Here is a 15,490-nt window from a genome sequence, read left to right on the forward strand (position 1 = left end):
TGGCGCGCTCAGTCTTAGTCCGGGAGTGTTACGTTAAGTTCAAGCACCGAGCATTCATCGTTGTTATCCAGCTGAATCTGAACTTGATCTTCATCGATCTCGACATATTTGCGGATGACGGCAACGATCTCTTGCTGCATCTGAGGCAAGTAGCTAGGGCCTGAACGCTTACCGCGTTCGTGTGCCACGATAATTTGTAAACGCTCTTTAGCAACCGAGGCTGAAGAGGGCTCTTTTTTGCTGCGGAAGTAATCAAAAATACCCACTATTTACCTCCTAAAAAACGGCTCAAGAAACCCTTCTTCTTCTGTACCTCTAGAAAACGATGCTCAACTTGATCACCGAGTAAGCGCGATACTGCGTCATCGTATGCTTGGCCAGCATCGGACTCATTATCTAGAATCACTGGCACACCTTGGTTGGAGGCTTTGAGTACGGCTTCGGATTCTGGAATAACGCCAAGCAGCGGAATCGCGAGGATATCTTCAACGTCTTTCACGCCGAGCATTTCACCGGCTTCGACACGCTCTGGGTTGTAACGGGTTAGCAGAAGGTACTCTTCTACAGGGGCAAGACCTTGCTCTGCACGGCGTGATTTGCTCTGCAAAATGCCCAAAATGCGGTCAGAGTCACGTACTGATGAAACCTCTGGGTTGGTCGTCACAATTGCGGCATCAGCAAAATAGAGTGCCATCTGCGCGCCTTTCTCGATGCCCGCTGGCGAATCACAGATAATGTAATCAAACTCTTCGCTGAGTTCGTTTAAGACTTTCTCCACACCTTCAGTGGTGAGCGCGTCTTTATCACGTGTTTGCGAGGCTGGCAGGATAAACAGCGTTTCGTTGCGCTTATCTTTGATCAGCGCTTGGTTTAGCGTCGCTTCGCCGTTGATGACGTTAACAAAATCGTAAACGACACGGCGCTCGCAACCCATGATCAAATCGAGATTACGCAGGCCTACGTCAAAATCGATTACGACGGTTTTATGGCCGCGCTGTGCTAAGCCGGTGCTGATTGCTGCGCTGGTTGTGGTTTTTCCCACACCACCTTTTCCTGAGGTGACGACGATAATCTTAGCCAAGTTGTCCTCCTAAAATTCTGTTGTGCTGCCGTTTACTGACTACTACTGAAACACTACAACGGCATGACGATTAATTGATCATCTTGATAACTGATTTGTGTGGCCTGCTTCCATCGCTCGGCGCGCAGCGCATCGCTGAGCTTAAAGTTTCCGGCAATCGATATAAGCTCAGCCTCTAAGCTTTGGCAAAACACCCGTGCTTGGGTATTACCTTTTACGCCTGCTAAGGCGCGGCCGCGTAACGGGCCGTAAACATGTATGCTCCCGTCCGCGAGAATCTCGGCGCCCTCGCTAACCGGAGCCAAGATAATTAAGTCGGTGCCTTCAGCATATACTTGTTGTCCTGAGCGAACAGGGCGCGTCACGATTTTACTCGCACGCTCGATAATCTTTTCTTCAACGACCGTTTTCACGACCACTTCCGACGCCGCTTTGCTCGGCTCTGGCTCTACAGTCCGCGAGCGTGAGTTAAGCGCAGGTAAGCGCGGCAGGGGTAGCTCTGTAAGCTGCTCGGCTTGTTCATCGTTTAGACGCAGCGCCATAGGCTGAAGGCCACAGTTTTGGCAGTCTTTCAGCAGTGTTGCAAGCAGCGATGGATCAAGCGTGCTCTCCAGTTTGTCGAGCTGAACAACAATAGGTGATGCAGTAAATAGGGCTGGGGCTTGAGACACCTTCTCCTGTAGCGCATCACGAAATGCTTGGGTGTCGTATTGGTACAGCTCTAAAACGATAGCTGTAACCGCACTTCCTTTCAGTTGGAAGTTGGGCTCATTCATGGAGCAGATCCTTAGACTCTAACCGGTAATGGGGCGTTAGTGCACACACCATCTGTAAAGACGATTAGTTTACCTGCTTACTAGAAATTGAACAGAGGAGGGGGAGTAAAAAAGAGGGAGCGCACAGCAAGCGCTGCGCGCTGGATAATTTAACCGCGTCGGCGACGCAGACCGAGGCCAGCCGCACCGATCGCAAATAACGCAAGCGAAGAGGGTAGCGGAACTGTGCTGCTATCTTTCGCTAACGGTGCGCCGGCATCTTCAAGCGCTGCAACGGTGAGTGTTTGCCAGTTGTCGTCGTTGTGGCTGAAACGGATCGTGTTGCCGCCATTACAGCATTTCTCGGCCCAATAGATATCTAGACTATGTGAGCCTGACGATAGGTTGGTGTTACCCAGTGCGATAATATCAGAGCTGTTCCAGTTGTTAGCCCACCAAAGATCATCCGCACGTTGAGTCACTAAGTTACCGTTTAGGTAAATAGCTGCACCGTAGTGGCCATCAAGCCCTGCTTCGAAATCCCAAACGCCACTCAATGCCGTGTCAAAGCTGATGTTGACGTGGTTGAACGTGTTGTTACCTGTGAACTGGCCACTAAAGCCTGTTAGCGATTGCGAGTTGACGGCATTTGAGTGTGCTGCCCAGCTTTGTGCCCAATCATTGTTGAACAAGTTGGTTTCAAAAGAGCGTGTCTCTAATGTGATGAGTGCAGCTTGCGCAGAAAGACTTGCCATTAAAAGACAACCACCGAGACCTGCTTTAAGAAACATTTTCTTCATGAGCTTAACTCTCTAATCCGTTAACTGTGTGCGTTTGATCTGAAGTTTAGAAGAGTATCCTTTATTTTTCTAATATTTTTTTAATATTTGTTTTAAAATTATTTTAAGTTATTGTTTTTAATTAATTTTAATTTTTATATTTGTTTTAATTGTTTGTTGTTTTGGTGGTTTTTATAGAGTGGCTTTGCTTACGTTTTTTTGTTGGAAGTTGAAACTAGGCGTTAGTCAGCGCTGACGAATGCGCATACAATATGCCCACACAGAATTTAGGGGCTAGGCAATGCAAACAGACTCTCCCATGATTGAAGCGATTGAGGCTTGGAGTTCACCGCTTTTTGTAACGGAGTACCCAGAACATGATTTCTTGAAAGAGGATTTGCTCAGTTATATCTATGCAAGCCAACGCCAACAAACCAAGGCGGTGGAAAGCGAGGTTGCGACCACAGCTAAACACCAGCTATTCGAAAGTAAGTTAGATTTTCTGGCCGCAGATAACCCAGCGATTATGGAGCTGCGCCGTATGCTAGAGGAGTTGATTGGCGCGGTTGCCTCACAAGTGAATGCACCTTATTGGCCGCCAGAGGCCGAAGGTGAAGCAGAGATTACCGAGTCTTGGTTTCATGTAACCCAAAACGGTGGTTATCACGATGTGCACTCGCATCCAAACTGCTCTTGGTGTGGCATCTACTATTTGGCGCCAGGCGATGCCAACCTAACTGCGCGTAATGGTGTGAATCGTTTTTATGACCCGCGCGGTAATGCAGACCATTACTCGGATGCGGGTTCAGCCTACCTCAACCAGCAGGGCTTTTGGGATTTTGCACCCATTGAAGGGCAGATTGTTATCTTCCCTTCCTATTTGAAACATTCGGCACTGCCGTATTTTGGTGAGCAGGATCGCGTTGTGATCGCCTTTAACAGCGCTGTGACGCTGGTTTGAGACGCTTTCGCCAAGGGCGCTTCTGGGCTATCGTTGCGCCTTCAAGAGCACAGTGAACGCTGCCTTTGCTCAGTCAAAGGCAGGACTAGGGAAAACAAGTTAGCCAAGGTGCGAAGCTATGCGAACGGCCTTTTACATTGCCAGCTTTTTGATCTTCTATGGATCAGCATATCCGTTTATCTTTTCATTAGATAATACCGCGACTGCGCTGAGCGCGTTTTTGAGCAGTGTCTGGGGGCACCCTTCAATTGGCGATATTCTCGGCAACGTGGCGCTGTTTATTCCCTTTGGTTTTTTGGGGTACCTTTACTATCGGCAGCGCGGAAAAAAACGCCGTGAAACGCTGGCCTCTGTAGCGATTGGTGGCCTTTTACTCGCGCTTGTCAGCCAGTTTGTTCAGTTGATCATCCCATCCCGCGACCCGGCTCTCTACGACGTATATTGGAACGCTCTGGGTATGGCTATTGGGGTGGGGGCTGCGCGTTATGAGCCATTGCGCAGCCGTATTTTGCAGCATGATAGCCGCTTAGTTTTCAGTATCCCCATGCTATTGCTTGTGCTGTGGTTGAGTTATCGCCTTGCGCCGTTTGTGCCAACGATTGATCTGCAAGCCTACAAAAACGCAGTGAAACCACTGCTGCTCACACCCGAACTGAATCTCTCTCTACTTGTGCTACAAACAGCGGGTTGGGTGCTCTATGGGATCGTCTTGTCGATGGCGTTTTTACAGGGCAAAAAGCGGCTGTTAGCGGTTAGCTCAGGTGTCTTGGTACTCGCATTAGAAGTGGTGATTGTGGATAACTCAATCGCCTTAACAGATGTGGCGGCACTTGGGTTAGCAGCCGCTTGCCTTGCGTTAATCCCGCAAACCAAGCTGTTTTATAAGGTACTGGGGTTGCTTCTTTTGGTGGGGTGGTTCTTTGCGGCCATGGCGCCGTTCTCGCTGGTGGTTAGCGAGGCCGTGCTGAACTGGGTGCCTTTCTCAGGCTTTCTGGGTGGTTCGATCATCAAGGGTGTTATCGCGCTTGCGTTTAAGGTATTCGTTTACGCGGGTGCGATGTGGTGCTTAACGCGCGGAGGCATTCAACTGCGTAACAGCGCCATGCTTGTATTTGCGTTGGTTCTGATTACTGAGTTTATCCAGATTTTTAACCTCTATCACACAGCAGATATCACCGACCTTATCTACGTTTGGTTTGCTTACTGGTTAAACAAAACGGCTGGAAAAAGTAGCCCTGTTGCTGAGCAGAGTGCAGCAAAAACACCTGTTCCCTCTGCGCCGTTGCCTGATAAAACTCGCCAGCCGGCTATACCATCCGATAATGCACCGCTAAGCGGTATTTTCTGGGGCGGTGTGGTCGGTGCTATTTTAGCGATTGCATGTGTGAGCTATTTTGTTGTGCGTCTACCCGGTGTGCCCTACAACGTGCGCGAAATGTTTTGGTTAGGTGGCAATAGCCTAGACCTCATCTTCTTTGGCGCCGCTTGGGTATGGCTGGGCGGTGCGCCAGCATGGGCTGGCCGCCGTGCAGCGCGCTCGCGGATGCCGTGGTTATGGATGTGGATTGCAGGCTTGGGTGTGCCGGTTATCTTTTACTTAATGCTATCGAATGCGATTACTGGCGAAACCGTGGCTGATCTTGCCGGTTCCAACACCTGGAGTAGCTTCCATGGCATTGAAAACACACTGCGCTTCGGTGCGCTTGTGGCGCCTTTTGCTCTCTTTTTAGCGTTGGCATACCGGTTGGTATTTGCTTATCGCACCGCGAGTAAGATCGAGTTGAATCATCTGGTCAAAATACTGTTGGTGGGTGCATTGGCTGCACTGCCATTGTTGCTTGCGGCGCGCTTTGTCATCTTTGATCTGGCGGTGACGGATAATCTGATCGAACTTCTCTCTACCGATGGCCTAATCGGCGGCGGTTGGGCGGTCTTAGCGCTGTACCTCCTTATCGCTTGGACGGCAGCCTTTGCTGCGCACTGGCTTGGCACCTCCAGAGGGGCAATTAAAGCCGTTACCGTATTACTGGTATCGTTACCTATTAGCTGGTTCTTGCTCAATGCTGCGCTGGCTGATGTGGTGATGAAAGGCGATCTGGTGTTCTCTCCGATCAATTTCTTATTGGCTCCGGAGAAAGATTCCCAGCTTGCTCAGAGTATATTGTTTATGCGCTGGTGTGCTTTGATGGCGGCAGCGCAGATTGGCTTAATTGGTATCGGCAGGCTTTATTTGTACACCCATAGCCGTGGACGGCTAGCAAAACGCATCGTCCAAGATACAACGCAGCCCGTAGCTCCTGCGCCAGTGCCTCACTCGGATGAAACCCTAGAACTGAATATCCACCTTGATCAGCTGAATTTCCTAACAGAGTTAGGTGAGGCACGGGGCGATACGCTATCAGGGACTCTCAATGCAGTGATCGGCCGCTTTGGCGACGGTGCGCAACGCAAAGAGCAAGCGGCCGCTATCGCTATGCAGCTTAGTAAAACCGCCATGGCGACCAATAAAGCAGAGTTTACCCAAACCCATGTAGAGCTCACCGCAGAAAACGCCGCGTTGTTGAATGATGTTGCGCGTATCTTAGGAATGAGCCCCTCGCGTGTCTTGCGCCGTCTGGTGGCGTTGTTTATGGCGGAGTGCTGGGCAGACTAAGTTTCGCTCTAAGGTCGCAGCGATGCGCTGTTTCGTGATTTAAACGTGATAAATGGCTCGCATACTGGTCACTGATCGTTCAATTGATAACGACAACACAAGGAGATCAGGTATGCGAACAAAACTCATGGCGCTCTGCTTGGCAGTGTGTACCACGACTGCCGTACAGGCGGACAATAGTGCTGGCGTGACATCCGTAAAAAGTATGCACAGTGTTGCTGAAACGACCCAGCGCTTTGAGCAGATATTGGCCGCGAAAGGCATGACGTTATTCACTGTCATCGACCATCAAGCCGGGGCACAAAAAGCGGGCCTTTCACTACGTGATACGCAGGTTGTGATCTTTGGTAACCCAAAAGTGGGAACACCCTTGATGCAGTGCGAACAGCAAGTCGCGTTGGATTTGCCGCAAAAAGCCTTAATTTGGGAAGATGAACAGGGCGATGTTTGGTTTAGCTACAACGAACCGAGCTACCTAAAAAGCCGCCACAGTATTGCTGGCTGTGATGCTGTACTGAAAAAGGTTTCGGGCGCGTTGGCTAAGTTTGCCCAAGCTGCGACTCAGTAGCCTCCAACAGCCAGCTATATCGGCGGTTAGCTGGCTGCTTGATCCTTGGCTATGGCAGCGATGTGCTCCGGGCCAATACCACAACACCCACCAATCAAGGTGGCGCCTAACTGCTGCCATTCACGTACCCAAGCTAAATGTGCCTCAGGGGTAATGTCGGCGCGCATCGCATTAAGATCGTTATTTGCATCCAATGCCTGCGGAGCAGGTGCAAAGGCGTTTGCGTAGGCTCCTAGCTGAATGGGCTTATCGATGGCTTTGAGCACGGTGGCCGCGGTGCGAATTGCATCGGCGATCACCTCTGGCTGGCAGCAATTAAATAAAATGGCATCGACACCCGCATTGGCTAGCGCAATCACCGCATCAGCGACCGGCTCGCCAGAGCGCAGCACAGGTTGATCTGTTGGGTGGCTATCTTCCAAGGTAAAAGAGACCCAGTAAGGACGCGGCGGTTTATCGAGCTCATCCACCAACGCTTTTACAAACAGCCCTTCTTCGATTGAGCTGACCGTCTCGTTTATCCACAGATCAACGCCATCAGACAGTGCACTGATCAGCGGGCGAGCGATTGTACCAGCAAGGTTTGCATCAAATAGATCTGGCCGATAGGAGCCAAATAGCGGCGGGATTGACCCAGCAACCGCTACCTCGTGCCCACTGTTATCCGCAGCTTGGCGCGCGGCGTTAACCGCAGCACGGGCTAGATGTGCGCAGTCTGTTGTAAAGCGCTGTTCGCCGATATGAAAGGGCACGAGTGCATAACTATTGGTGGTAATGACGCGAGCGCCCGCCTCGATAAACGCGGTATGAACAGCGGTGACAATCTCAGGCGCTTCCATCATTGCCAAAGCCGACCATTCCGGCTGCTGGAAAGGAGCCCCGCGGCGCTCCAACTCACGCCCCATACCGCCATCTAAAATCGTAACTGCGCTCATAACCCGTTTCCATCGCTTGATCAGAACCAAACTATAGCGCAAGCCATCTATCCACAGCCAGCGATGGGTCGGTGTTCACGAAGGCCAGCAAGCATAGCTACTCTATACGCTGACCGAGCAGTGACTTGCGTGCTCATCACGGCTTTAAAGCCCCGAATACCCAACGCTTGTTTGAGCTAAGTTGTTGATAAGTTATACAGCGCTAGGCAAACTAACTGTAGTTAAGCCATGAAAGGCTAAGGGATTAAGACGTCACAGGAGATGACGATGGAATGGACAATCATCTTCGCAGTACTGATTTTTATCGTACTGTTCTTCTTAAAAAGCATTACTTCAAATTCTGCTCGCAAGCCAGACAGTGCTCTAGGCTACCGCAAAAAGAAAACCTTCTTCACTCAAGCTGAGCGCTTTACCCCCCCCTGAGTTGTATGAAAGCATGAAGTTTTGAATTCATGTGTAATTTAACTGTCTAAATAAGCGCTATGGAATGTAAGCGGAAACCATAACAAGGAAAGTTAGACTCCCTACCAGAAAAACACCTTAAGTTGGCTGTCGATTCTTTCCTTCTTCTTTGAAAAACAAAAACAAGACACGGAACCGATTCCTTCTGGAGGAAGAATTATGAAGAAGCTAGTCGTTAGCTATGATGGAACGTGGAATAATCCTGAACAGGAAGTAAATGGCGCCCCATGTCCAACAAATGTAGTTCAACTAAATAATGCATTGGTTGAAAGCTCAGACCAGATTCGGTACTACCATCCAGGCTTAGGTGGTGAAGGCGGTTTAATAAAACCAATCGTAGGTGGGGCCTTCGGAGCTGGGATTAAACGCCATATTTGTAGTGGTTATCATTGGCTGGCGAGTAACTATGAAGAAGGTGATGAAATATATCTATTTGGCTTCAGTCGTGGCGCTTTTACAGCACGTAGTTTAGCAGGCCTTTTAGGCCAAGGACTTCTAGACTTAACAGGACTTACGCCTAAACAACAATGGAAGAGAGTTCATCAACATTTCGAAAACCGTTTGGCCCAAAAAGATAAACCGAGAAGTTGGAAGCTCTTGCACTCAGAAGCAGCTGTACCTGTTCGTTTTATTGGTGTTTGGGATACAGTTGGAGCCTTGGGTATCCCTGATGACTTAGAAATACTTAACTTACTTGATAACCCCGATAAATGGCGTTTTTACGATAACAAATTAGGTGAGCACGTACGGTGTGCACGCCATGCTATGGCAATTGATGAAAAACGTTCCAGCTTTACTGTTACTCGATGGAGTAATGCCAACAGTCACCCTGGTGACGTTGAAGAGAAGTGGTTTCCAGGTGTGCATTCTGATATTGGCGGAGGATACGCTGAGAAAGATCTCTCTGATGTTTCTCTACGCTGGATGATGGATCAAGCTCAAGCACAAGGGTTAGAGTTCCGGGATGGATATCCTGAAACGATAGAGGGTAACCCTTTGGGTGTTATGCACAACTCATATAAGGGAATGTTCGCTAAAATGAGGTCTAGGCCTCGTAATCTTCCTCTTATGGAGCCGAATAGTACGAAAGAATTTCACTCCAGTGCCCTGCTTCGGCAAGAGCGCTCCCCCATTGATTATCCGGCTTATCATCCAACCATCAAACTAGAGCCTGGAGAGAGCATCACCGTTGATGTATATGCTGGTGAGCGCTGGAATGATACAGGGTTGTTTTTAGAGAAAGGTCATTATGTTTTCTCCTCGAAAGGAGAGTGGATGGATAGCAAAGATGTATGTGACTGGAAAGGCACTCAGGATGATGATCTCACGGTAGGAGATATTATTCGTGGTGCGGGCTCTGTATGGGGTAGTTTTGAAAGCCTTTATAAGAAGGCTACTAATAATGAGTCAACAGATTTTATGTTGACGAAGAGAGTTGAGGAATTTAGCTGGTTTACGATGGTTGGTGCTATCGCTAACGATGCAGGAACCACAAACGCTATTAAAAATGATGGCAGCCCAGTACCTCATCAATATGTAGATTTACCTAAATACCATAAGAAAAAATTGGCCTTAAAGGTAACGAAGCCTGGATATCTATATTGTTTTCCGAACGATGTCTGGAGTCTTTATGAAAACAATAGAGGATCAGTGAAGCTTACAGTGAAGAGAGTTAAGTAAACTATTACTCGAAAGTAAGGTTGCTATTATCTTGCAGTCGCTTCTGAGCTTGTTAAGCGGTAGCTTTGTTGCCAAGGTCTTATTTTATAGGTGTAATTCGTTTTTTGGAGCTGGAGTATTGTTTATTGCTGTGAGTTTTTTGGGAGCTTATTTTCCATGTTTTTTGTTATATGCGTAACCTAAGCATTGCTGGTCTTTATCATCATAACGAGAAACTGCTTTAGGATATATTTTAGCCGTTTTGCTGTAGCTCTAAAGACAAAAAACGCACACGCTATTTGCATAGCGAGTACGTTTTTTATCCGTAATAGAAGAATGCCAGTAAAGAGCTGAAACTCAATCATGCGCTAATAAATGTAGCTTTGCGATTATACATCTGAGTCTCTGGTCTTTAACTATCGCAACTAAGTAGTGCCCTAAAATTCACTGAAGATAGAAGCTTATAAAGCTTCTATCTTCCCGTACTGCTCTTTAAACTGCGCGAAGGCCGCCTGAGCGGTTTCCAGCTTTTCCTTCTCTTTGGTGATAACCGCTTCCGGTGCGTTGGCTACGAATTTCTCATTGCCCAGCTTACCTTCTACACGGCCAATCTCTTTTTGCAGTTTATCCATCTCTTTCTTCAGGCGGGCCAGCTCTGCGCCTTTGTCGATTAGGCCTGCCATGGGAACCAATACCTGCATATCGCCCACCAGTTGTGTGGCAGACATCGGCGCTTCATCGCCCGCTTCCAGCCATGTGATGCTAGCCAGTGATGCTAGCTTAGAGAGGAAGGTGCGGTTAGCTTCCAAGCGCGCTTGGTCTTGTGCGTTTCCGTTTTGGAATAACACATCCAGCTCTTTGGCAGGGGAGATACCCATCTCACCGCGAATGTTACGAACGCCGGTGATAACGCCTTTCAGCCACTCGATGTCTGCTTCGGCTGCCGTGTCGATCTTGCTTTCGTCGGCAATTGGGAAGCTTTGCAGCATGATGGTGTCGCCTTCAGCCCCCGCAACGCCTTTGATCGACTGCCAGATCTCTTCAGTGATATACGGCATGATTGGGTGGAGTAAACGCAAGATCACTTCTAGTGCACGAACCAATGTACGGCGGGTGCCACGCTTAGCTTCAGCAGATGCGTTATCGTCCCATAGTACCGGTTTTGATAGCTCTAAATACCAGCCGCAGTACTCGTTCCAGATGAAGTCGTACAGCGTTTGTGAGGCAAGATCAAAGCGGTACTCATCAAGGTGTTTTGCCGTTTCTGCTTCTACGCGTTGTAGCTGGCTGGCGATCCAACGATCAGCCAGTGATAGCTCCACATCGCCGCCGTTTTGGCCGCAATCTTCGCCCTCTGTGTTCATCTGTACATAGCGTGCTGCGTTCCAGATTTTGTTACAGAAGTTACGGTAGCCCTCTAGGCGCTTCATGTCCCAGTTGATGTCGCGGCCAGTGGTTGCCAGCGCTGCCAGTGTAAAGCGCAGGGCATCGGTACCGTGTGCGGCAATCCCTTCTGGGAACTGCTTCTCGGTGCGTTTGCCAATCTTCTCGGCTAGTTGTGGCTGCATCATGTTGCCGGTGCGTTTTTCCAGCAGCGTAGGGAGGTCGATGCCATCAATCATATCCAGCGGGTCAAGCACGTTGCCCTTGGATTTAGACATCTTGTCGCCATTCTCATCACGAATCAGGCCGGTGACGTACACCGTTTTGAACGGAACTTGTGGCGTGCCATCTTCATTTTTCATGAAGTGCATGGTCATCATCATCATGCGGGCAACCCAGAAGAAGATGATATCGAAACCTGTTACCAGTACGTCGGTTGGGTGGAACGTTTGCAGGCGCTCGGTGTTTTCTGGCCAGCCTAGTGTGCCGAATGTCCACAGGCCAGAGCTGAACCATGTGTCCAGTACATCGTCGTCCTGTTTGAGTTCGGTCTCTGCTGGTAGGTTGTACTTCTCGCGTGCAGCGGCTGCACTGTTAGCAACATAGACGTTACCGTCGTTGTCGTAGAATGCTGGAATGCGGTGGCCCCACCATAGCTGACGTGAGATACACCAGTCTTGGATATCGCGCATCCACGCGAAGAACATATTCTCGTACTGTTTAGGTACAAATTTGATATCGCCATTTTCAACAGCTTCAACGGCCGGTTTAGCCAGTGTTTTTGCATCGGCAAACCATTGGTCGGTTAGCATCGGCTCGATAACAACACCGCCACGGTCACCGTAAGGCACCGTCATGTCGTTCTCTTCAACTTTTACCAGCAAGCCTGCCGCTTCAAAATCAGCAACGATCGCTTTACGGGCAGCAAAGCGCTCCATACCGCGATATTGCTCTGGCAAGGTAGTATCGATCTCTGAGTTAGGTGTGCCATCGGTGTTGAAGCCTTCTGCCTCATCGCGGATGTGTGCGTCTAGCGTGAAGACGTTGATCATCGGCAGGCCGCAGCGCTTGCCCACTTCGTTATCGTTAAAGTCGTGCGCTGGTGTGATCTTCACACAGCCAGAGCCCTTCTCCATATCGGCGTGTTCGTCAGCAACAATGGGAATACGGCGGCCAACCAGTGGCAGCTCAACAAACTTACCGATGAGATCTTTGTAGCGGTCATCTTCTGGGTTAACAGCAACACCGGTGTCACCTAGCATGGTTTCTGGGCGCGTTGTGCCCACCACGATAAAGTTATCGCCTTCGGCTGTTGTAGCGCCATCTGCCAGTGGATAACGCAGATACCACATCTTACCCTTGACCTCTTTGTTCTCTACTTCGAGATCAGAGATAGCGGTGTGTAGCTTTGGATCCCAGTTGACGAGGCGTTTGCCACGGTAGATCAGGCCTTCGTCGTACAGGCGGATAAACACCTCTTGTACCGCGTTGTAGAAGCCGTCATCCATCGTGAAGCGTTCAGTTGGCCAATCGACGGAGTTACCTAAGCGGCGCATCTGGCCGGTGATAGTGCCACCTGAGTGTTCTTTCCACTCCCAGATTTTTTCGATGAACTTGTCGCGGCCCAGATCATGGCGCGACTTTTGCTCTTCGGCAGCGAGCTTACGCTCAACGACCATTTGTGTCGCGATACCCGCGTGGTCGGTGCCCACTTGCCATAGCGTGTTTTTGCCTTGCATGCGCTTGTAGCGGGTGAGTGCGTCCATAATGGTGTGTTGGAACGCGTGACCCATGTGCAAACTGCCTGTGACATTCGGCGGTGGAATCATGATGCAGTAAGAGTCACCTTCGCCAGAGGGTGCGAAGTAGTTATTCTCTTCCCAAGTTTGGTACCAGGATTTTTCGATCTCGTTCGGCTGGTAAGTTGTATCCATCGTCTCTTCTGTCTCTTGCGCTATCAGTTTGCGTTCGGTTAGACGTGGCGGTCAGCACGAAATTCGCTGCGCGCCAGTGCAAGCTGCATGTGATTCGGTTTAGCCGGCCATTATACCCGTTGTGTGCGGATGGCAGAAGGTAACGCGAGAGAAATTGCGCCGCTTTTCAGCGCTAGACGTGTTGCTGTATGGCGGCACTAAGTGCGCTTGCGCATATCATGCATACTCGGCTGAATGCCGGCCGCTTGGTAGCGCTTAAAGCGTTGGCGAGTATCAGCCAAGATGGTGGGTTCTTGCACCACAACTTCGGCGATGCGAGCAAACTGTTCGGTATGATCAAGATAACCAGAGGTTAAGTTAACCAGCATATCGGGTTGTGTTGGCAGGTGGGGGAGATCCCAACCTAAACGGATCGGGGCCAGCTGGGTATCGCTGGCTAGGGAGTTGGGCAGGAACGCTTCGCTCTCTGCCCGCCAGAGCCAATTGCTGACCTCTTCGGCCATCTGCTGTGACGCGGTATGGATATACAGCTTATGCCCAGCAGCAAGCGCACGGCCGCAGAGCCGCGTCAGAAACTGATAGCGGCTATCGGTGTCGGTGCTTGGCAGAATGTAGAAGTCAGCTTGCGGCATCGGGTTACTCGTCGTCGATCACGTCAGCGGCTTGGTTCAGCATGTACTGCGCCAGTAGCGGTACACAGCGCCCAGTGGCACCTTTTGCTTTACCGGCAGAGTTCCACGCGGTACCCGCGATATCAATGTGGGCCCAACGATACGCTTTGGTGAAGCGGCTTAGGAAGCACCCTGCCGTGATCGTCCCGGCTGCTGGACCGCCAATGTTAGCGATATCAGCAAAGTTGCTGTCCAGTAGCTCTTGGTAATCATCCCACAGCGGTAAACGCCAAACACGATCAGACGCGTAATCGCCCGCAACGCTTAGCTCTTGAGCAAGGTCTTCATCGTTGGTCATCACGCCAGAAGGCACATGGCCCAGTGCAACAATACACGCACCGGTTAGTGTTGCGATATCCACAACGCTGGCAGGTTCAAAGCGCTCAACATAAGTCAGTGTATCGCACAGTACCAAACGGCCTTCGGCGTCGGTGTTGAGGATCTCAACCGTTTGACCAGAAAGCGTAGTGACGATATCGCCGGGTTTGGTGGCGTGGCCGCTTGGCATATTTTCAGCCGCTGCAATGACACCGTAGATATTGATCGGCAAGTCCATCTCAGCAATGGCTGTCATCGCGCCCATTACGGAAGCTGCGCCGCACATATCAAACTTCATTTCGTCCATTTTAGCGCCCGGCTTCAACGAGATGCCGCCGGTATCAAAGGTGATGCCCTTACCCACAAGTACGTGTGGTTTGTCGCCCTCTTCACCACCATTGTGTTTGATAATGATCAGTTGCGATGGTTGCTCGCTACCGTTGCCTACAGACAGTAGGCAGTTCATGCCGAGCTGACGCATTGCATCTTCATCCAGCACTTCGCATGTGACCGAGTCATACTCGTTGGCAAGTTCTTTGGCTTGGTCAGCAAGGTAGGTTGGCGTGCAGATATTGCCCGGCAGGTTGCCAAGTTCACGGGCGGTGTTCATCCCGTTAGCGATAGCCGCACCATCAACCAACGCGCCTTCACCCTCTTCAGTGTCGTCTTCGCTCAGGTGAATAGCGAACTTTTCGATGGCATACGGGTCAGCTTTTTTACTCTTGGTGGCGTCGTATTGGTAGAGCTCTGCGGTGGCCGTTTCTACCAGCAAGCGTGTTTGGCGGTAGGTATCCGCTTGGTCGGAGGCTTCGCCATCCAGCGCGATGGTGATCTCTTTCAAATTCAGCGCCTTAACTTGGCTCAAAATTGCTTTGATCACTTTTTTATAGCTACGGTCGTGGCGCTCATCTGCTTTACCAAGGCCCACCACCAAAATGCGCTTAGCGCTCACGCCATTAAGGCGCTGTAGCAAGAGTGTTTCGCCGGTTTTACCTTTGATATCACCAGCGGCAACGAGGTCAGAAAGGTAGCCTTGAGCAGCACTGTTAATAGCGGTTGCCGAAGGGGTTAGTGCAGCATCAGCTGCGACACCAATCACGAGGCATTCGGTATCTAAGGTGGCAACGTTGCCGTTTACAATTTCAAAATCCATGAGGGCTCCAAACAAGACTTTGCGGCTGGATTAATAGATAATGCTGACGCAGAATTCCAGCTGCGTTTATGTTAGCTGGCACTATAAAGGACGCTGCACAGAACGCCAAGTGGCGCGGCAGTCCAGATAAAACTCAGAGCTTTGTTTTCGTTGATTAGTTTCTTTTTTCGGGCGGTAT

The 15,490-nt window shown here is 50.1% G+C and carries 13 protein-coding genes; 5 read left to right on the forward strand and 8 right to left on the reverse strand.

The genetic code is table 11. From position 1 onward, the window contains the following. Positions 1-14: 14 nt before the first annotated feature. The 4 genes from minE to E4L36_RS15695 form a co-directional block, all read right to left on the reverse strand. Positions 15-266 (reverse strand): cell division topological specificity factor MinE, encoded by a 252-nt coding sequence (gene minE / locus E4L36_RS15680; RefSeq protein ID WP_127694867.1) that lies wholly within the window; start codon positions 264-266, stop codon positions 15-17. Next, positions 266-1,081 (reverse strand): septum site-determining protein MinD, encoded by an 816-nt coding sequence (gene minD, locus E4L36_RS15685; protein ID WP_136681380.1) that lies wholly within the window; start codon positions 1,079-1,081, stop codon positions 266-268. The genes minE and minD overlap by 1 nt, the downstream gene beginning before the upstream one ends. 53 nt (positions 1,082-1,134) lie before the next feature. Then, positions 1,135-1,857 carry a septum site-determining protein MinC gene (gene minC / locus E4L36_RS15690; protein ID WP_136681381.1) on the reverse strand — a complete coding sequence of 241 codons (723 nt, stop codon included), beginning with the start codon at positions 1,855-1,857 and terminating at the stop codon, positions 1,135-1,137. A gap of 149 nt (positions 1,858-2,006) precedes the next feature. Continuing rightward, positions 2,007-2,636 (reverse strand): CCXG family PEP-CTERM protein, encoded by a 630-nt coding sequence (locus E4L36_RS15695; RefSeq protein ID WP_136681382.1) that lies wholly within the window; start codon positions 2,634-2,636, stop codon positions 2,007-2,009. A 280-nt stretch (positions 2,637-2,916) separates the two neighbouring features. Between E4L36_RS15695 and E4L36_RS15700 the strand changes: the two genes are divergently transcribed. From E4L36_RS15700 to E4L36_RS15710, 3 genes are all read left to right on the forward strand, one after another. Beyond that, positions 2,917-3,576, forward strand: coding sequence for a TIGR02466 family protein (locus E4L36_RS15700; RefSeq protein WP_136681383.1), 660 nt, complete (start codon positions 2,917-2,919; stop codon positions 3,574-3,576). Between the two features lie 118 nt (positions 3,577-3,694). Next, complete coding sequence (locus tag E4L36_RS15705; protein WP_136681384.1) at positions 3,695-6,229, forward strand: VanZ family protein; 2,535 nt, start codon at positions 3,695-3,697, stop codon at positions 6,227-6,229. 112 nt (positions 6,230-6,341) lie between these two features. After that, complete coding sequence (locus E4L36_RS15710) at positions 6,342-6,797, forward strand: DUF302 domain-containing protein (RefSeq protein WP_136681385.1); 456 nt, start codon at positions 6,342-6,344, stop codon at positions 6,795-6,797. Positions 6,798-6,823: 26 nt separating this feature from the next. On the opposite strand, the gene E4L36_RS15715 is transcribed toward E4L36_RS15710, so the two are convergent. Continuing rightward, positions 6,824-7,732, reverse strand: coding sequence for a homocysteine S-methyltransferase family protein (locus E4L36_RS15715; protein ID WP_136681386.1), 909 nt, complete (start codon positions 7,730-7,732; stop codon positions 6,824-6,826). A 267-nt stretch (positions 7,733-7,999) separates the two neighbouring features. Between E4L36_RS15715 and E4L36_RS17855 the strand changes: the two genes are divergently transcribed. Together E4L36_RS17855 and E4L36_RS15720 are read left to right on the forward strand one after the other, a co-directional pair. Beyond that, on the forward strand, positions 8,000-8,155 hold the full coding sequence (locus tag E4L36_RS17855; protein WP_169051564.1) for a hypothetical protein: 156 nt from the start codon (positions 8,000-8,002) through the stop codon (positions 8,153-8,155). 198 nt (positions 8,156-8,353) lie between these two features. Then, a complete protein-coding gene (locus tag E4L36_RS15720; protein WP_136681387.1) occupies positions 8,354-9,874 on the forward strand; it encodes a DUF2235 domain-containing protein in 1,521 nt (506 codons plus the stop codon). A 440-nt stretch (positions 9,875-10,314) separates the two neighbouring features. Here E4L36_RS15720 and E4L36_RS15725 read toward each other — a convergent pair whose 3' ends face one another. From E4L36_RS15725 to E4L36_RS15735, 3 genes are all read right to left on the reverse strand, one after another. After that, positions 10,315-13,170, reverse strand: coding sequence for a valine--tRNA ligase (locus E4L36_RS15725; protein ID WP_136681388.1), 2,856 nt, complete (start codon positions 13,168-13,170; stop codon positions 10,315-10,317). A gap of 197 nt (positions 13,171-13,367) precedes the next feature. Continuing rightward, positions 13,368-13,802, reverse strand: a complete 435-nt coding sequence (locus E4L36_RS15730; RefSeq protein WP_136681389.1) for a DNA polymerase III subunit chi — start codon at positions 13,800-13,802, stop codon at positions 13,368-13,370. Positions 13,803-13,806: 4 nt separating this feature from the next. Continuing rightward, positions 13,807-15,312, reverse strand: coding sequence for a leucyl aminopeptidase (locus tag E4L36_RS15735; protein WP_136681390.1), 1,506 nt, complete (start codon positions 15,310-15,312; stop codon positions 13,807-13,809). Positions 15,313-15,490: the final 178 nt, after the last annotated feature.

The sequence above is a fragment of the Neptunomonas sp. XY-337 genome (genome assembly GCF_004959845.1).
In the GTDB taxonomy this organism is placed as follows: Bacteria; Pseudomonadota; Gammaproteobacteria; order Pseudomonadales; family Balneatricaceae; genus Neptunomonas; species Neptunomonas marina.